This is a genomic window from Massilia violaceinigra (genome assembly GCF_002752675.1).
In the GTDB taxonomy this organism is placed as follows: domain Bacteria; phylum Pseudomonadota; class Gammaproteobacteria; order Burkholderiales; family Burkholderiaceae_D; genus Telluria_A; species Telluria_A violaceinigra.
This window is the reverse complement of record NZ_CP024608.1, coordinates 7,111,693-7,131,001: the sequence shown is the minus strand read 5'-3', so window position 1 is coordinate 7,131,001 and position 19,309 is coordinate 7,111,693. Positions and strand designations below refer to the sequence as shown.

10 protein-coding genes are annotated in these 19,309 nt (G+C 68.0%); 9 read left to right on the top strand and 1 reads right to left on the bottom strand.

Annotation, left to right across the window (positions count from 1 at the left end; genetic code table 11):
- Window positions 1–69: 69 nt before the first annotated feature.
- Window positions 70–1,476: an L-cystine transporter gene (locus CR152_RS30815; protein WP_099881393.1), complete on the bottom strand. Its 1,407-nt coding sequence runs from the start codon at window positions 1,474–1,476 to the stop codon at window positions 70–72.
- A 932-nt stretch (window positions 1,477–2,408) separates the two neighbouring features.
- Between CR152_RS30815 and CR152_RS30805 the strand changes: the two genes are divergently transcribed.
- From CR152_RS30805 to CR152_RS30765, 9 genes are all read left to right on the top strand, one after another.
- Window positions 2,409–8,051, top strand: a complete 5,643-nt coding sequence (locus CR152_RS30805; protein ID WP_099881389.1) for an alpha-2-macroglobulin family protein — start codon at window positions 2,409–2,411, stop codon at window positions 8,049–8,051.
- On the top strand, window positions 8,051–10,135 hold the full coding sequence (gene pbpC / locus CR152_RS30800) for a penicillin-binding protein 1C (protein WP_099881386.1): 2,085 nt from the start codon (window positions 8,051–8,053) through the stop codon (window positions 10,133–10,135). Before CR152_RS30805 ends, pbpC begins: the two co-directional genes overlap by 1 nt.
- Window positions 10,136–10,267: 132 nt before the next feature.
- Entirely contained in the window at window positions 10,268–11,377 is a 1,110-nt protein-coding gene (locus CR152_RS30795) for an AAA family ATPase (protein ID WP_229413717.1), read from the top strand.
- On the top strand, window positions 11,377–11,796 hold the full coding sequence (locus tag CR152_RS30790) for a bpX5 domain-containing protein (protein WP_099881382.1): 420 nt from the start codon (window positions 11,377–11,379) through the stop codon (window positions 11,794–11,796). The genes CR152_RS30795 and CR152_RS30790 overlap by 1 nt, the downstream gene beginning before the upstream one ends.
- Window positions 11,796–13,589 carry a hypothetical protein gene (locus tag CR152_RS30785; protein ID WP_099881381.1) on the top strand — a complete coding sequence of 598 codons (1,794 nt, stop codon included), beginning with the start codon at window positions 11,796–11,798 and terminating at the stop codon, window positions 13,587–13,589. The genes CR152_RS30790 and CR152_RS30785 overlap by 1 nt, the downstream gene beginning before the upstream one ends.
- Window positions 13,586–15,370: a hypothetical protein gene (locus CR152_RS30780; protein WP_099881379.1), complete on the top strand. Its 1,785-nt coding sequence runs from the start codon at window positions 13,586–13,588 to the stop codon at window positions 15,368–15,370. Before CR152_RS30785 ends, CR152_RS30780 begins: the two co-directional genes overlap by 4 nt.
- A complete protein-coding gene (locus tag CR152_RS30775; RefSeq protein ID WP_099881377.1) occupies window positions 15,360–18,032 on the top strand; it encodes a bpX6 domain-containing protein in 2,673 nt (890 codons plus the stop codon). Before CR152_RS30780 ends, CR152_RS30775 begins: the two co-directional genes overlap by 11 nt.
- Before the next feature lie 133 nt (window positions 18,033–18,165).
- Entirely contained in the window at window positions 18,166–18,750 is a 585-nt protein-coding gene (locus CR152_RS30770) for a DUF805 domain-containing protein (protein WP_099881375.1), read from the top strand.
- Window positions 18,751–18,796: 46 nt separating this feature from the next.
- A complete protein-coding gene (locus tag CR152_RS30765; RefSeq protein WP_157778854.1) occupies window positions 18,797–19,288 on the top strand; it encodes a DUF805 domain-containing protein in 492 nt (163 codons plus the stop codon).
- Window positions 19,289–19,309: the final 21 nt, after the last annotated feature.

The following is a 19,309-nucleotide window of genomic DNA, read 5'->3' as shown; positions in this document are numbered from 1 at the left end:
GACACGACGTCATCATAGACGGATTCGGCGGCGGATCAGCGCACGATACAACCAGTTGTAGCGTATTGTTTACGCCGCTTTCTCGTCGGCATCGAGATTGAGCGGGGCGTCGCTGTTGAAGACATTCATGTCGGTCTGGCCGAGCACGCGGCTGGTGACCGTGCCGGCCGTAATCGAGCCGCTCACGTTGAGCGCGGTGCGGCCCATGTCGATCAATGGCTCGATGGAAATGAGCAAGCCCGCCAGCGCCACGGGCAAGTCCATCGCCGACAGCACGATCAGCGCCGCGAAGGTGGCGCCCCCGCCCACGCCGGCCACGCCGACCGAGCCGACCGTGATGATGGCGATCAGCGGCACGATGAAGCCGAGCGTCATCGGATCGATGCCGACCGTCGGCGCGATCATCACCGCCAGCATGGCCGGATAGATGCCCGCGCAGCCGTTCTGGCCGATGGTCGAACCGAACGAGGCGGCGAAGTTGGCGATGCCTTCCGGCGTGCCGAGGCGGCTGGTCTGGGTCTGCATCGACATCGGGATCGAGCCGGCGCTGGTGCGCGAGGTGAAGGCAAAGGCGAGCACCGGAAAGATTTTTTTCACGTAGCGCAGCGCGTTCAGGCCGGATGCGCTGATCAGGAGCAAGTGCACGCAGAACATCAGCAGCAGGGCGCTGTACGAGGCCGTGACAAAACTGAGCAGCTTGACGATGCTGTCCAGGCTCGATCCCGCCACGACTTGCGTCATCAGCGCGAACACGCCGAACGGGGTCAGGCGCAGCACCAGGGTCACCATGCGCATGATGATCGCGTGCGCAACCTTGATGAAGCGCTCAAAAGCGTCGAAGATGTCCGGCTGCTTGGCCGCGATGCCGGTCGCCGAAATACCCAAGAAAATCGAAAACAGCACCACCGCGATGGTCGAGGTCTTGCGCGCGCCGGTCATGTCGAGGAAAGGATTGGCGGGAATGAAGCTGATGATCATGCTCGGCAGCGAGATCGCCTGGGCCGTGTTCAGATGGCCCTTCAGATAGTCGCCGCGCGCCACTTCGGCGGCGGTGGCGGTCAGGCCCACGGCGGACAGGCCGAACAGCTTGGCCATCAGAATGCCGATGCCGGCCGCCACCATGGTGGTGAGCATCAGGATGCCGATGGTCAGCGCGCTGATCTTGCCCAACGACGAGGCATCGCGCAGCTTGAGGATGGCGGCGATGATCGAGACCATAATCAGCGGCATGACGATCATTTGCAGCAGCTTGACGTAGCCGGTACCGATGATGTCGAGGTAAGCGTTGGTTTCGGTGATGATCGGGGAGGGCACGCTGTAGATGAGCTGGAACGCCGCCCCCAGCAGCACGCCCAGGCCCAGGCCGGTGAACACGCGCTTGGTGAACGAGGCATGCGCCTCTTGCATCTTATAGAGGAGAAAGCACACGCCCAGTGCGACGGCCAGGTTCAGGATCAGCGGAAAATTCAGGGTCATGCGGGCCTCTTGAGTGGGCGCTGCGCGCGGGAGCTTCGCGGCGGCAAGTTAGCCGAACATTCTAACCATAATCCTGCTGCACTGCCCACAAGCCCGTCGGTCGCTGCGCCGACTCCCGACGGCCGCGCTGCTCGGTGAAGGAGTCATTGTAAAGTTCGATTTTCCTCAGCGGCCCGCCGTCGACTTCGCGAGCCATCCGCGCTACGTGCGTCGCCCGGGCGCCGGGGGCCCACGCCGCCTGCGCCCCCCCTCGGTTCGCAAGCTCCACATGGCGTGATGTCCTACACAGTCGCGTCTCTGCCGCCTATCCTCATCATATTGCTCTGAGGATACTATGATGACTCGTCAATAGGAGGCCTGCCATGCTCGAACCGCAATTTCCACCCGCCATTTCCCCTCAATCCGCCCACGCCAGCGGCAGCGCCGGGGCCGGCCAAGGGCAAAGTGTATGCGGTATCACCGAATCTGGTGTAAGCCAACCCGCGGGAAGGACCGGCATGCTGGGAACGTTCAGAGTGGCGGAAGGGTCTCTCAGCGGGGTCGTGGAACAACGCGTGGGCGGGGACGCGCCCCGCGTCGGAGCGGACCCCGGCAATCGCAGCGGATCGTCGCCGGCACGGGACGAGACGCGGCGGCGCTACGCTTCGAGCGGATTGGCATCCCGACAACATGCATCTGATGCATGACCTGGGGTTCGTGGATGGGCGCGCAGGATGACGATTCATCCCGGCGGTGAGTGACACTCGATCAGACGGGTGATAGCGCGTTACGATACTGGATCGCTTCCGGCACTCGTCATGACGCGTATCAAAACAGTAATGTTGTTGACAGCCTCTGGGATGTTTGCAACACTCGCCGCCTGTCTTGATTCCCGCCAAGCCTGCACGCGCCGTGTGGCCCCAAGCTTGGCTACCGCCCCTCCTGGAGAACCCATGCGCGCACCGTCCACATTATTGTTTCTGCTGCCGCTGACGTGGCTCTCGCTGGCGGCGCAGGCGCAAACCACGGTCGAGGCGTTCGCGCCCACCGGCCCGGTGAAAGCGGTGCGCCAGGTGACGGCGCGTTTCAGCGCCCCCATGGTGGCTTTCGGCGACCAGCGCCTGGGCGATCCCTTCGCCATCGATTGCGCGGAGCCGGGCAGCGGGCGCTGGATCGACGCGCGCATCTGGAGCTACGACTTCGCGCGCGATGTGCCGCCCGGCGTGCGCTGCAGCTTCACCCTCAAGCCCGACGCGCGCGACCTGGCGGCCCAGCCGCTGGCCGGCACGGCGCGCTTCGCTTTTGAGACCGGCGGGCCAAGCGTGCGCGAAAGCAGCCCGCGCCAGGGCAACCGGGTCGACGAGCAGCAGGTCTTCGTGCTGGCGCTCGACGCGCCGGCGCGCGCGGCCAGCATCGCCGCCAAGGCCTACTGCGGGGTGGAAGGCATCAACGAACGCATCGGCGTGCGGGTGCTGGCCGGGGCCGAACGCGAGCAGGTGCTGACCGCGCGCAAGAGCTATGTGGATCGCTATATCAAGGAGTACGTGCAGCGTGGCGGCACGGCGCCCAAGGGCAAGGACGACTTGCCGCTGGCGCTGGTGCAATGCAAACGCAGCCTGCCGGCCGACGCCGCCGTGTCGCTGGTCTGGGCCGCCGGCATCGAAGGCCTGGGCGGCGTGGCCTCCAGTGCCGACCAGGCGCTCGGCTTTACCACCCGGCGCGACTTCACCGCGCACTTCAGCTGCGATTACCTGACCGCCAAGGGCCCCTGCATTCCGCTCACGCCGCTGCGCCTGTCCTTCACCGAACCGGTCACGCGCGCCGAGGCCGACAAAATCACGCTTACCGGCGCCGACGGAAAACAGTATCGTCCCACCTGGGATGGCGACACGGCGCGCGGCGCCCCGGTCAGCAACGTGTACTTCCGCGGCCCGTTTGCCGAGAAAAGCAGCCTGCAACTGGCACTGCCGCCGGCGATGAAGGACGACGCCGGCCGCGCCCTGGTCAACCAGGGCCAGTTCCCGATGACGATCGCGATCGATACGCTGCCGCCGCTGCTCAAGTTCCCGGCCCGTTTCGGCATCATCGAAGCGCGCACCGAGCGCCTGCTGCCGGTCACGGTGCGTAACATCGAAGCCAAGCTGTCCGGAAAACTGCGCAGCGCCGGCGCCATGCTGCGCGTCGACGTGCAGGGCGAGCGCCAGGACCTCGACGTGATGGCCTGGATGAAGCGCCTGGCCGGCAACAGCTGGCAGGTCGGCGAACTGTCGGGCGACGAGCTGAAAAAATCGGTCTTCGCCGGCCTGAAAAGCGGCAAGCCGGAGCCATTTTCCTTGCCGGCACCCGGCGGCGGACGCGCGTTCGAGGTGATCGGCATCCCGCTGCCCAAGCCGGGCTTTTACGTGGTCGAACTGGAAAGCCCCAAGCTGGGTGTGGCCCTGTTCGATGCAAAAAACACCAAGGCCTACGTCAGTGCGGCCGCCCTGGTGACCAATATGGCGGCCCACTTCAAACATGGCGCCGATTCGTCGCTGGTGTGGGTCACCTCGCTAGACAAGGGCCGTCCGGTGCCCAAGGCGGCCGTCGCGGTGCGCGACTGCAACGGGAAACTGCTGTGGCAGGGCGTGGCCGACGCCAGCGGCGTGGCCCGTATCGACAAGCCGCTTTCGCGCGGCGTCTGCAAAGGCAACAACAGCCTGTTCATCAGCGCCCGCAGCGGTGACGATTACACCTTCACCATGTCGAACTGGCAGAACGGGATCGAATCGTGGCGCTTCAACCTGCCGTTCAACCCCTCGCAGAGCACCACCATCGTCGCCACCGTATTCGACCGCACCTTGCTGCGCGCCGGCGAAACGGTGCACATGAAGCACTTCCTGCGCCGCCACGCTTCGCGCGGCATCGAATTTGAAACCGGCGGCCCCGAGGCGCGCGCCACCACCGTGACCGTCGCGCACCAGGGCGGTGACGGCAGCTATGAGGTGCCGCTGCGCTGGAACGCCACCGGCACCGCCGACAACGAGTGGATCATTCCCGCCGGCGCCAAGCTGGGGGTGTACGAGGTCAAGATCGCGGGCCAGCTGGCCGGCACCTTCCGCGTCGAGCAGTTCCGCGTGCCGACCATGAAGGCGCTGCTGAACGGTCCGGCGACGCCGCTGATCGGCGCCACCTCGTTCGATCTCGATTTGCAGGTCGGCTACCTGGCCGGCGGCGTGGCCGGCAAGGCGCCGGTCAAGTTGCGCACCATGACCGAGGAAAAGGTGGTCTGGTTCGAAGGCTACGACGACTACAACCTGGGCGCCGGCGACGTGCGCGAAGGCGTGCAAAACGAAGCCGGCTACGACGAGGATGCCGCGGACGACGACGATGCCGAAGGCGCGGTCAAAGCCGCCGACATCCGTACCCGCGCGCTGGTGCTCGACAAGGCCGGCGGCGCGCGCGTGAAGATCGACCAGCTGCCCGTGGGCGACCGCGCGCGCGACCTAGTGGCCGAAGTGTCGTATCAGGACGCGAACGGCGAAACCCTGTCGTCGTCGACCCGGATCGCCCTGTGGCCGTCGTCGTACGTGGTCGGCATCAAGCCGGACGACTGGAACGACAGCAAGGACAGCGTCGCCTTCGAGGTGGTGGTGCTCGGCGTCGACGGCAAGCCGGCGGCCAATGCCGCGGTCGACGTCGACCTGTTCCAGCGCCTGAACTATTCGCACCGGCGGCGCCTGATCGGCGGCTTTTACGCCTATGAGAACAGCAGCGAAATCACGCGCATCGGGCCGGCCTGCCAGGGCCGTACCAACGCCAAGGGCCTGCTGCGCTGCACGGTCAAAACGTCGGCGGACGGCAACCTGGTGCTGCGCGCGCGCGTCGTCGACGGCCAGAAGCGCGCCGCCGTCAGCCAGCGCGACGTGTGGGTGGCCGGCGGCGGCGAGTGGTGGTACCGGGCCGGCGACAACGACCGCATCGATTTGCTGCCATCGGCCAAACGCTACGAACCGGGCCAGGACGCCACCTTCCAGGTGCGCAGCCCGTTCCGCGACGCCACCGTGCTGATCACGGTCGAACGCGAGGGCATCCTCGACACCTACGTGCGGCGCCTGGACGGCAAGGAGCCGGCCTTCACCATCCCCATGCTGGGCAAGTACGCGCCCAATGTGTTCGTGTCGGCGATGGTGGTGCGCGGCCGGGTGGCCGGCGTGCAGCCGACTGCCATGGTCGATCTGGGCAAACCGTCCTACAAGCTCGGAATCGCGCCGGTGAAGGTTGGCTGGAGCGCGCACGAACTGAAAGTGCAGGTGTCGACCGACAAGCAGGATTACAAGGTGCGCGAGAAGGGAACCGTGACCCTGAAAGTTACGCGCGCCGACGGCTCGCTGGCGCCTGCCGGCACCGAAGTGGCGCTGGCGGCGGTCGATACGGGCCTGCTCGAACTGATGCCCAACAATAGCTGGCGTTTGCTGAACGCGATGATGCAGGAACGCGTGCTGCAGGTGGAAACCTCGACCGCGCAGATGCAGGTGGTCGGCAAGCGCCACTTCGGGCGCAAGGCACTGCCGGCCGGCGGTGGCGGCGGCAAGGGCAGCCGCGAGCTGTTCGACACGCTGCTGTTGTGGAAGCCGCGCGTCGTCCTCGACGCCAAGGGTGAAGCGCGCGTGCCGCTTACTCTGAATGACACGCTCACGTCGTTTCGCATCGTGGCCGTGGCCAGCGGCGGCAGCGGCATGTTCGGCACCGGCTCGACGGAGATACGCAGCAGCCAGGACCTGATCGTGGTGCCGGGCTTGCCTTCGGTGGTGCGCGCGGGCGACCGCCTGCGCGCCGGCTTCACCTTGCGTAACACCACCGACGCGGCGTTGACGGTCGATTTCGGCGCCAGCGTGGCTGCCGACGGCGGCGCCGCCAAAGCGCTGGCGCGCCAGAGCGTGACCCTGGCCGCCGGCCAGGCGCAGGAAGCCGGCTGGGATTACCAGGTGCCGGCCGGCACCAGCGCGCTCGCGTGGACCATCGACGCCCGCAGCGCCGGCGGGGCCGACCAGCTGCGCTCAAGCCAGAAGGTGCTGCCGGCGGTCCCGGTGCGCACCATCCAGTCCACCCTGGTGCGCCTGGATCAGGCGCAAACGCTGAAAGTGCAATCTCCGCCGGACGCCTTGCTTGGTCAGGGCGGCGTGCGCGCAACCTTCGTGGCGCGCCTGGGCGAGAGCCTGCCCGCCGTGCGCGATTACATGAGCGCCTACCAGTACCGTGGCGTCGAACAGGATGCCTCGCGCGCCGTGGCCCTGCGCGACGCGGCCTTGTGGAACCAGCTGGCGGCGGCCTTGCCGTCGCAGCTCGATGCCGATGGCCTGGCCAAGTACTACCCAACCCAGACCCAGGGCAGCGACAGCCTGACCGCCTACCTGCTGTCGGTCGGCGCCGAAGCCGGCCTGCCGATTGCGCCGGCGCTCAGGGAACGCATGGAAGAGGGCTTGCGCCAGTTCGTCCAGGGACGCGTGGTGCGCAGCGCGCGCACGGCCCGCGTCGATACGGCGGTGCGCAAGATCGCCGCGTTGGAGGCGCTGTCGCGCACGCGCCCGGTGGCGCCCGAGCTGCTCGAATCGTTCACCATCGAACCGAACCAGTGGCCGACGTCGGCCGTCATCGACTGGTACCTGATCCTGCAGCGCAGCCCCGCGCTGGCGCAACGCGACGCCAAGCTGGCGCAGTTGCAGCAAGTGCTGCGCGCCCGCCTGAACCTGCAGGGAGCAGGCCTGTCGTTTTCGACCGAGAAGGCCGATCACTGGTGGTGGATCATGGCCTCGCCCGACATCAACGCCAACCGCCTGCTGCTGGCCGTGATCGACGATCCAGCCTGGCAGGGCGACATGGGGCGTCTTGCGCGCGGCACACTGGGACGTCAGCAGAAAGGGCGCTGGGGTTCGACCCTGGCCAACGCCTGGGGCGTGCTGGCGCTGGATAAATTCTCGCGCAAGTTCGAACCGGACACGGTCGACGGCAGCAGCAGCGCGCGCCTCGGCAACACCGTCAAGGAAGCCAACTGGAACGCGCGCGGCGTCTCCGTGGTCAGCCACCCGTGGGGCGCGGGCCAGCAGGATCTGGTCCTCACCCACAACGGCGGCGGCAAACCATGGGCCATTGTGCAAAGCCTCGCCGCGGTCGAACTCAAGGCGCCGCTGGCAAACGGCTACCGGATCGTCAAGATCATTACCCCGCTCGAACAGAAGGTCAAAGGCGCCTGGTCGCGCGGCGACAGCTATCGCGTGCGGCTCGACATCGAGGCGCAGGCCGACATGACCTGGGTCGCGCTGGACGACCCGATTCCGGCCAGCGCCACGCTGCTCGGTAACGGCCTGGGACGCGATGTCCAGACCTTGCCCGGTGCCGAACTCCCGAGCGCGTCGTTGCAGCCGGTGTTCGAGGAACGCACCTTCGACGCCTTCCGCGCGTATTACGACTTCGTCCCGAAAGGCAAATGGAGCGTCGGCTACACGGTGCGACTGAATAACCAGGGCCGCTTCAACCTGCCGCCGACCCGGGTCGAAGCGCTGTACAGCCCCGAGCTGGCGGGCGAGCTGCCCAATGCGGCGGTCGAGGTGGGGCGCTGATGCAACGCATCGCCGCGCTGCTGTTGCTGGCGTGCGCCAACGCGCTAGCCGTGCCGACGCCCGAGCAGGTGAGGGCGGCTTACCGCTCGTCCGACGCCGAGCTGCTCGACCGCCACGGCGTGCCGATCCAGTCGCTGCGCACCGACATGACACTGCGGCGCGCGCCGTGGGTCGGCCTGGCCGATATTTCGCCGGCCATGCGCCTGGCGCTGGTGCACGCCGAAGACCGGCGCTTCATGCAGCACGATGGGGTGGACGTGGGGGCGCTCGGCAAGGCCGCCTGGGACAACCTGCTGCGCACCCGCGCGCGCGGCGCGTCGACCATCACGATGCAGCTTGCCGCGCTGCTCGACGAACGCCTGCGCGCCAGCGCCGAAGGTCGCAGCTGGGGCCAGAAATGGGATCAGGCCAGCGCCGCGCGCGAGCTCGAATCCGGCTGGAGCAAGGCCCAGATCATGGAGGCCTACCTGAACCTGGTGCCGTTTCGCGGCGAGCTGCAAGGCATCGGCGCGGCCTCGCGCGGGCTGTTCGGCAAGGCGCCGTCGGGATTGAACCAGGCTGAGTCGGCGATCCTGGCGAGCCTGTTGCGCGCGCCGTCGGCGGCGCCGCGCGTGGTGGCGCGGCGCGCCTGCGTGCTGGCGAAAGAAATCAACCCGGCCGCCAGTTGCGCCGGCATCGAATGGGACGTGGCGGCGGCGCTGACTCGCTCGACTGTCGGCGCACCGCAAGCGCAGGCGCCGCAGGTGGCCCAGCGCCTGCTCAAGGGCGCGGCGCGCCAGGTGCGCAGCACGCTCGACGCGGCCTTGCAGCGCCAGGCCCAGGACAGCCTGCGCCAGCATCTGGCGGCCCTGCGCGAGCGCAACGTGACGCAGGGCGCGCTGGTGGTGCTCGATAACGACAGCGGCGAGATCGTCGCTTACGTGGCCAACGGCGGCGCCAGTGAAGTCGACGGCGTGCTGGCCCTGCGCCAGGCCGGTTCCACCCTCAAACCCTTCCTGTACCAACTGGCGATGGAGCGCGGCTGGATCACGGCCGCCTCGCTGCAGGACGACTCGCCGCTCGAAATCGCCACCGCCGCCGGACCGTACGTGCCGCAGAATTACGACCGCCAGTTTAAGGGCTGGGTCAGCACCCGCACCAGCCTTGCCAGTTCGCTCAACGTGCCGGCGGTGCGCATGCTCCAGCTCACGGGCCTGGAGCGCTTTCACGGCCGCCTGCGCGCGCTCGGCATGGCCAGCCTGTCGGAGCCGGCCGAGTTTTACGGCTATTCGCTGGCGCTGGGGTCCGGCGACGTGTCGCTGCTCGAACTGGCCAACGCCTACCGCACGCTGGCCAACGGCGGCCTGCATGGCGGCGTCACCTTGCAGGCGCGCGCGGCGCAAACCAAAACGCGGGTGCTCGATGCGCGGACGAGCTTCATCATCGGCGATATCTTGTCGGACCGGGCGGCGCGCAGCCTCACCTTCGGCTTGCGCAACGAACTGGCCACCTCATTCTGGAGCGCGGTCAAGACCGGCACCAGCAAGGACATGCGCGACAACTGGTGCGTCGGCTACTCGGAAAAGTACACGGTGGCGGTCTGGGTCGGCAATTTCGACGGCAGCCCGATGTGGGACGTATCCGGGGTGACCGGGGCGGCCCCGGTGTGGCGCGACGTGATGGACTTCCTGCACCGGCAAACGCCGAGCCGCGCCCCGGCCGCGCCGCCAGGGCTGGTGCAGCAGGTGGTCGGCTACCAGCCGGCGTTCGAGGCGCCGCGCAGGGAGTGGTTCGTGCGAGGCAGCGAAAGCGCGCAGGTGACGCTGCTGGGGGCGGAGCAGCGCCGCGCCGCCATTCTGTATCCCGGCCAGGCCAGCGTGATCGCCATCGATCCGGATATTCCGGCGGGGCGCGAGCGGGTAGTGTTCCGCGCGCAGGGTGCGGCCGGGCTGGCATGGCGGCTCGACGGCGTGGCGCTGGGCGCGGCCAGCGCGGGCCTCGCCTGGCAGCCGGTGGCGGGCGAGCATGAACTGGCGCTGGTGGATGCGCAGGACAAGGTGGTGGCGGCAACCCGCTTCAGCGTGCGCGGCAGCCGGGCAAATTAGTGCTGTAAAACAACAAACTTGCCGTGGCGCGTTTGGTATAATTGCAACTCTTAAATATAGGCAACAAAAGTTCCTGCAGCACCGACGCGTGCACGAGCCCAGCCGCCCATCCACACGCCCATGAGCACCCCAGTGAACCAAGCCGCAGCCAGCCTGCGCGACGCCATCCGCGAAGCCGCCGATGGCCTGATCAACCGCGAACATCTGGCCGAACTGATGATCCTGGCCGCCGTGGCGCAGGAACACCTGCTGGTGATCGGCCCGCCGGGCACCGCCAAGAGCGCCGTGGTGCGCCGTGTGGCCCAGAGCCTGGGCGGACGCTATTTCGAATACCTGCTGGGACGCTTCACCGAGCCGTCCGAACTGTTCGGCGCGGTCAACCTGGGCAAGCTGCGCGAGGGTTTGGTCGAGACGGACGTCAGCGGCATGCTGCCCGAGGCCGACATCGCCTTTCTCGATGAAGTGTTCCTCGGCTCGACCGCCATCCTGAACACGCTGCTGGGGGTGCTCAACGAGCGCCAGTTCCGCCGTGGCCATACCAACATCGCCTGTCCGCTGCGCCTGTGCGTGGGTGCCTCGAACGCGCTGCCGGACGACGACAGCCTGTCCGCCTTTGCCGACCGCTTTTTGCTGCACGTGTTCGTCGACGCCGTGCCGGACGCGCGCCTGGAAGACTTGCTGGCCGGCGGCTGGGCGGTCGGCCAGCGCAAGGTCGGCGTGCGCGCCGACATGGCTACCCTCGACGCGCTGCACGCAGCGGTGCCGAATGTGAACATGGGCGCGGTGCGCGCCGACCTGGCGCAGGCAATCCGGCAGTTGCGCAAGGCGCAGATCAATCTGTCGGACCGGCGCATCGTCAAGGCCCAGCAACTGATCGCGGCCGCCGCCGTGCTGGCCGGGCGCAACGTCGCCACGCGCGCCGACCTGTGGCCGCTGGTGTACGTGGTGCCGAGCGCCGCCGGCCAGCAAAGCGCGCGCGAAACCCTGCGCGAGCTGCTGGCCGAGGCGCGCCATCCGCTCTTGCAGGCCGTGGTGGAAACGGCCGTGCAGCAGCCGCTGGCCCGCATCGCGCGCCTGGCCGAAACGGCCGACCGCCTGCTCGGCGCCGCGCGCGGAGAGGGCTTTCGCGGCGAAGCCGAAGCGCTGCTGCGCGAAATCGATGCCAACTTCGGCAAGGACAGCCTGCCGCCGGAACTGTCGGCGCGCCGCGCGCAGCTGGTGGTGGCCGTGCAGTCGGCCTGATGAACGCGCTGGGATGGATCGCGCGGCCCGGCGCCGCGCCGGAGCCGGGCGGGCAGGTCTCGCAAGGGGCGGTGATGCGCCAGGTACTGGCACGCCTGGCCCTGTGCAGCGACGCCCAGCTGGACGCGCTGACGGCGGTCGCCACGCGCGATATGCTGGTGCTGCTGGGACGCGGCGCGGCGCTGCCGTGGGTCGACGGCGCCCGCTACTGCGCCCCGGACCCGCTCCAGCGCATGCTGTGGCTGCCCACCGACGTGGTGCCGCAACTGCCGCTCGACCTGGTGCTGGCCAATCTGTCCGCGCGCGGCGCCAGCCTGCCTTTCCTGCTGTGGAACGAGCCTGAACAAGTGCTGCCCATCGGTCAGCCGATCGCGCTCAACCGCGCCAGCCTGGCGTGGCTCGGCCAGGAACTCGAATAATGAATCTGCCGCCGCAACTGGCGCCGTGGAGCGAATGGCTGGCGCTGGTGCCGCTTGAAATGGCCGAGCCGCTCGGCCAGATGCTGCTGCGCCTGCAGCCCCTGGTCGGCCGCATGACGGGCGTGGCCGCGAGTCCGGATACCATTCCGGTGGGGGCGGGCAGCATCGCGCGGCGCGGGCCGTACCAGCGCCTGCTCTTGAGCGAATGGGCGGTGCTTGATGCCGCGCCGGACGAATTCATCCGCCGCGCGGCGGCCAACGAACTGCTTTTTTCGGCGCCCGAGCCACAGGTACAGCGCCGCGCGCGCCTGTGCGTGGCGCTGTTCGATGCCGGCCCGGAGCAGTTGGGCGAGCCGCGCCTGGTGCAGATGGCGCTGATGATCCTGCTGGCGCGGCGTGCCGGGGAGGCTGGCGCCGATTTCCAATGGGGCGTCCTGCAAGAGCCGCCCACGCTGCATGCCAAGTCGCGCAAACTGCGCGCGTTGCTGGACGCGCGCACGCTCACGCGGGTAGACGCGGCTCACCTGAACCGCTGGAACGAGACCCTTGGTTCGCTCGGCGAGACGGATGAAGTGTGGCAGATCGGGGCGTCCGGCTGCGGCGCGCTGGCGCGTACCGGCGCGCGCGTGAACATCGAAGTGTCGCTGCTCGATGCGGGCCTGAAGGTGAGCATCACGCAGCGCCGCGCGACCCGCGAACTGCTGCTGGAGCTGCCGGCGCCCGGCATCGGCGCGCGCTTGCTGCGCCATCCGTTCGATCCTCCGCCACAAGGGAAAAGCCGGGCGGACGATATGTTGTCGCTGAAGCAGGCACCGGTGTTCGGGCTGTCCGGCACCTGGCTCGCCGCAGCCAGGGAAAAGGGTGGCGTCGTGCTGCATCACGTGCAGGCTTCCGCTGCGGCGCAGTCGGGCAAACCGCGTCGTCGCCGCGCCACGCCATTGGGCCTTATCCTGGTCGGTACAATGCTGGGCTATGTCGAACGCAGGGGCGATTTCCTGACGTTTGACCGTTTTCCCGGCAGGGCCTTCGGTGCGCCGCGCATCTTAGACTGCCCGCCCCCGGAGCAGTTCCAGATGCCGCCAAAGGCTGGCGGCTGGCTATCGACGTTTTTCATGATCGATCACTCGCCCACCGGCGCCGGTGCGCGCGTGTTCATGCTCGATGTCGCCAGGCAGCTTGCGTGCTGGACGGTTTATGGTCAGAAGCACAAACACGTAAGCGACCCCCGTTTCCACCAGGTGGCCGAGGAGGTGGTCGGCGCCATCCAGTATGCGCGCACGCTGCTCTACGCCACCAGCGAGGCGAATCGCACCACGGTGTATGCCATGGGTGCCAAGGAAAAGGAGCCGACCGAGATCGCAGCGTTTTCAATGCAGGCCAAGCGTGTGCTGTTCGGCGCGCCGGCGCCAGCACGGCAGCGCGCGAGTTGGCTGTACGCCTTGCAGCGCAGCGACCAGCACTGGCTGCTGGTCGACGACAACTTCAAGGTGACAATCCCGCTCATGATCGGCGATGGGGGCATGGTAATGGGCGTGGCGCGCATCGCGAGATCGGCTTGCAGCGCGCCGGCCCTGCTGGTCCTCAGCGCCGACCGCCGCACGGTGGACCTGCGCAGCGCAAGCGGAAACCACGTGGTCCTGCAGTCCGAACAGCCGATCGCACAGCTGGTGCTCGACCCCACGGGCGAGCGCCTGTGCTGGCTGACCGACAGCCGCAATTTGAGCGTGCGCGCATTGCATGGCAGCGAGGTGTTGCTGCATGTGGCATCAGCGCCAGAGCGGGGCGCCGCATGATGCTGCCGCCGCAATTGGCGCCGTGGAGCGCGTGGCTGGCGCTGCTGCCGCTCGACCTGGTCGCGCCGCTCGGGCAGATGCTGCTGCGCCTCCAGCCTTTGGTGGGGCGCATGGCGGGCGTGGCGGCGAGTGCGGACGATATCCCCGCCGGCGTGGGCGGCATTGCCCGGCGCGGTCCCTACGAGCGAATGCTGCTGAGCGAATGGGGGGTGCTTGATGCCGCGCCGGACGAATTCATCCGCCGCGCGGCCGCCAACGAGCTGCTGTTTTCCGCGCCCGAGCCGCAGGTGCAGCGCCGTGCGCGCGTGTGTGTGGCGCTGTTCGACGCCGGTCCGGAGCAGCTGGGCGAACCGCGCCTGGTGCAGATGGCGCTGTTCATCCTGCTGGCGCGGCGCGCGCAGCTGGAGGGCGCCAGCTTCGAGTGGGGCATCTTGCAAACACCCGGGCCGCTGCATGCCGACTGCGATCAGCCGGCCCTGGACCGCTTGATGAACGCGCGCACCGTGGCGCGTGTCGGCAGCGCCGAGCGCGATGGCTGGAATCGCTACCTGGCCCAGGTCGACCTGCTGGCCGATGTGTGGCAGATTGAGGGCCCAGGCGCCGACGCGCTGCACCGGATGACGGCGCGCGCCAGCATCGAACAGCCGCTGCTCGACGAGCGCCTGCAAGTGACCATCACCCAGCAGGGCAGGGCGCGCCGGCTGATGCTGGACTTGCCCGATCCGGCCAGCGCGGTGCGCCTGATGCGCCATCCGGCAAATGCGCGGCTCGACAAAATGCGCGACCGCATTGGTGGGCACGATACGCCCTCGCTCAAGCATGCGCCGATTTTTTCGCTGGGCGGCCACAGCGTCGTCACGGCCCGCGCCGATGGCGGCTGTCTGTATTTTCAGGTGCCCGATATCGCGCGCGAGGGGCATATCGCTCCACGTCGGCAACGTCGTCCGAAAAAGGGAAGCGTGATCGGCCTGACCGCCTTGGGCGGCACTGTCTCCAGCTCTAAACATAAGGTGTGGTTCAACCAGTTTTACGGTGCTTTTCACGCGCGCGAATGCCCGCTTCCGCCACCCGAACAATTCACGACGCCGCGTGGAACGGGGCAGCGGCTGCCGACGTTCCATATGAACACGCACGACACTGGCGGCCGTGTTTTTTTCCTCGATGCGGTGGGCCGGCTGGTGTGCTGGAGCGCGGTCAGTACGGCCGATGCCAATACCGTCTTCGAGGTGATTGCCACTGGCGTGGTTGGTGTCGTCCAGACCCGCGACACACTGGCATGGGCACGCATTGTAGACAGCTGTACGACGTTGGAGTGCTATCGCGACGGTGCTGTGAGCCCGCGCGAGGCATTCTTTTTTTCAGGGCTGTCGACGCGCGTGCTGTTCGGCGATATCGGCTTCAGCAAGGAGCCCCGGTCGTGGCTGATCGCTGCCTCGATCAAGGAAACAACGTGGCTGCTGGGGCAAGGGAAAGAGCAATGCAATGTCGAGATCGATGATGGCGCCACGGTGATTGGCGTCACTCGCAGCTCGCAGGAAGATGGTGCGGAACCGGCGCTGCTGGTGCTCGATCCGGGGCGGCGCTGCGTGGAACTGCGTGGCGAAACGCAGCGCCGTGTGGTGCTCACTACCACGCTGCCGATTGCCCAAGTCACGCTGGACCAGACAAGCTACCGCTTTTGCTGGATTTTGACCGGCACGCACGAGCTGTTCGTGCGCAGGCTGCACGACGAAGAAACGCTGCTGCATGTCATCCCCGATGGAGTTCCCGATGCACCTTGAAATACGCCAACCCCTGTTCAGCGGCCGCCGCGAAGTGCGCGCACTGTGGTTCGACCTGGCCCTGCTGGGCGAAATCGAAGCGCGCCGGCGTGTGCTGGCGCACTGGCAGGCCGGCTCGCAACTGTTCCAGGCCTGCGGCGGCTTCCTGCTGGCGTGGCCCATGCCGCGCTGGGAGCATGTGGACGCACTCGACGCGCTGGCCTTGTGCCAGGTCGGCGAAGTGCTCAGCAGCGCGCCCTTGAGCGACGCCGAACTGGCCGCGCTGCCGTCCGGCGCGTACTGGCTGGTGCGCGCCGGCGTGGCGCAGGCGGCCGTGCCGGAGGCGCGCGTCGATCCGTCCCCGTGGCTCGCGCTTGGGTCGGTTGCGCTGCGTGTGCCGCTGGCGCCGCCGCGCGCGCCGGTTCCGGAATCCATGGTGGCGCCAATGTCGCTGCAAGAGGTGCTGGGCGCGGCCATGCCCGAGCGCAGCGCGGAGAGCATCGCTTTCCAGCGCGAGGCCGCACAGCCCATGCACGGCGCCCGGCGCGAGCGTAGCGCGCCGGTCGGCGTCGTCGTCGCCGATGTCGTGATTGGCTCGCTGGCGCGCTGGTTCGGCGTGAAACCGGCGGCAGATGGCGGCGGAGCAGGGCAGTCGCGCCAAGCCCCACCCGGCCCCTTATCGCGCCTGCTGTCCGACTGGGCGCTGCGGCTGGCGTCGGCGACCCGCTTGTCCAAGCTGCTGGGCCGGCGCCAGGCCAATTATCTGCAAAACATGCTGGACATGTTCGCCAACGGCGACCTGGCGCAAGCGCTGCGCCACGCGGTGCCGATCGACGCCATCGGCGGCGGGGCGGCACGTCCGGCGCTGGGCACGCCGCGCCCGCGCACCAGCCTGACCATCAGCGGTCCGAGCCCGGCCGCAACGGCGATCGGCCTGGACAGCGATCTGTCGGCGCAGTTGCGCGCCACCTACCGGCGCAGCTTCGAGCAGCTCGACCGCGAGGGCCGCATCGACGAAGCCGTCTATGTACTGGCCGAGCTGCTGCAGTGTGGGCTGGAAGCGGTGACCTACCTGGAAAAGAAGGAGCGTTATTTGCAGGCGGCGCAACTGGCCGCCACCGTGGAACTGGCGCCGGCGGTGGCGGTGCGCCTGTGGGTGCTGGCCGGCGACATCGAACGCGCGGTCCAGGTGGCGCGCCTGCACAACGACTTCGACGCCGCCGTGCGCCTGCTGGAAAGCCGCAACAGCGAGCACGCGGCGCCGCTGCGGCGCCACTGGGCCGAATACCTGGCCGCGCGCGGCGACCTGGCCGAAGCGATCGATGCCATCTGGCCCTTGCCGCAGCATCACTCGCTGGCGCTGGCTTGCCTGGTGCAGGCCGAACGCAGCGGCGGCACCTTGGGCATGCAGGCGCTGGCGCGCAAGCTGGCGCTGATGCCGGGCACGCTGCGCAGCAGCGCGGCGGCCATCAACGCGGTGCTGACCGCGCCAGGCGAGGACGGCGTTCAGTTGCGCGCGCGCCTTGCGGTGGCGCTGCTGGACACCACGCCGGCGTCGGCGTCCTCCAGACGCGTCGCCGCGGCGCTGCTGCGCAAGGTGCTGCCGGACCGGATAGAAGGCTTGAGCCGGCTCGACAAGAAGGCGCTGGTGCAGCTGGCCGAGCTGGCCGGCAGCGCGGTGCTCAGCGCCGACCTGCCCGTGTTTTCAACCAGGGCCGACATTGACGTGATGCCGCTCAATGCGCGCGGCGAGCCGCTGGTCCTGAGCATGGACGAACGCGGCCTGATGCCGATCCAGTATGCGCGCAGCCTGCCGGACGGCCAGTACCTGCTGGCGCTGGGCGAAGGCGGCGTGGTACGCATCGGGCGCGACGGGCGCCAGCTGGCCCACTATCCGGTGCCGGCCGAGCATCTGGTGATCTCGCACAATGGCAAGCGCGCGCTGGCGCTGGTCAAGCGCGACCGCAAATACCGGGTCAGCCGGCTCGACCTGATCAGCGGCAGCGTGTCGGACTGGCTGACGCTGGAGCTGCAGCACTGGTCCGGCCAGTACGATGGCGTGTCGTGGAACGTAGCCATGGAGCGGCGTCTGGCGGTGCTCGACACCACCGCGCAGCATCAGAGTATCGTGTGGCAGGTCGCCAGCCTGCCTGGCGTGATCGACGGCTATGCCGACCGGGCGGGCGTGCTGACGATCCTGCTGCGGGTGGCGGACGGGCTGGAGCAATGGTCGTACGAGCAGCCGGGCCGGCAGTTGCGCCAGCGCGACTGGTGGAGCGATATCGCCGGTGGCGATCTGGCCTGGATCGAGGATATGCGCGTCCTTCCCGGCCCCTCGGGCGCCGCGCCGTACGTGGTGACCATCGACTGGGTTCTCGGGCACATCCTGGTGAGGCAGCACGGCTTGCCGGCGCTGCCGCCGGTCGCGCTGGGACCGAACGCGCCGCGCAAGGTACTCATCGACGGTCAATGGCTGGTCCTGATCGGCGAGGAGGAAAGGTCGATGTGCTGCCGCATCGTCAGTTTGAACGATGGTGTGGAGCGGGCGCGCATCGTGCTGCCGCACCACAGTTCGGCGCGCTTCAGCTTTCACGACGGGCGCCTGCTGGTGTTCGACCAGGCCGGGCGTCTGGTCGATGTGGATTGCGAGACCGGCGTGGCAAGCACCCTGTGCCTGAGTTAAGCTGATGCGCGGAGCACAAGTCTTGCCGGACATTCATGGAGATGGGCAATCCTTGCCTGGCACCGCAGGCCCCCACGCCGCCGGCGCCGGACGGGCCGCGCGATGCCTCACCCGTCAATTTTTGGACTGAATAATGAATAATCCCTACGCGCCGCCGGGCGCCGACATGATCATCGCCGGGCCGGTGCAGGCGCGCTGCACGCCGCGCCTGCTGGCCCTGCACGGGCGCATCGGGCGCGTGCGCTATCTGGTGTATGTGTCGCTGTTGACGAGCTTGCTGATAGCTGCCGCCGTGCTGATGGTGGCCGCACTGATGCCGTTCGACGCTCCGGTGAGCTCGCTGGCGCTGCTGATGCTGATCCCCTTGCTGAGCATGCTGTTCGTGATGACGCGCCGGCGCCTGAATGACCTGGGGTGTTCCGGCTGGTGGAGCTTGCTGGGTTTAATTCCGTTCGTCAATCTGGTGGTGGGCTTGTGGCCGCTGCTGGAGGCGGGCAATCCTGGTGAGAACGCCTACGGCTTGCCGCCGCCGCCCAACGGCTGGCAACTCGTGCTGGCCGCCTGGGTGCTTCCGCTTGCCATGCTGCTGTCCTTGCCCACCGTTATGAAAATGCAGAACCGCTGGAGCACGATCGTTGCCGCCGCGTACTTCCACGTGCCGATGCCAGGGGTGCCGGACGGCCCGGCGCCGCCCCACCTCACGCCGATCTGGCGATGAGGGCAGCTTGCGGGATAATGTGCGGATGATCAGACAGGAGTCGAGAGTGGATAATCCTTACGCGCCGCCGGCATCGAACAGCACGCCGGTGCAAGAGCACGGCGACACCTATACGCCGGCCTGGTTCGACGCACGGGGGCGTATCGGCCGTTTGCGTTACCTGGTGTATGCTACGGTGCCGTCGACCCTGGCGGTGCTGCTGGTGTTGTTCCTGATCGGCTGGTTTGACCTGCGCGATCGGCCCATCGTCATGCCGATATTAATTATTGCGACGGGGCTTGCCGTGGCCACCGTGCTGGCGCTGATGACGCTGCGGCGCCTGCGCGATATGGAGCAGCCGGGGTGGTGGGCGCTGATCCTGCTGCTGGCGCCGATCAACGTCTTGCTGGTCGGGTTTCTGCTGGTGCGCCCCGGCGACGCGGGCCCGAACCGCTATGGGCCGCCACCGTCGGAAAACACGACGCTGGTGGCGGCCGGAACATGGATGGTTATGCTGATGGCGCTCACCGGGCTCGTGTGGCTGTTCGATATCGGCTGAGCCGCGGCGCCTGGGGCGTCA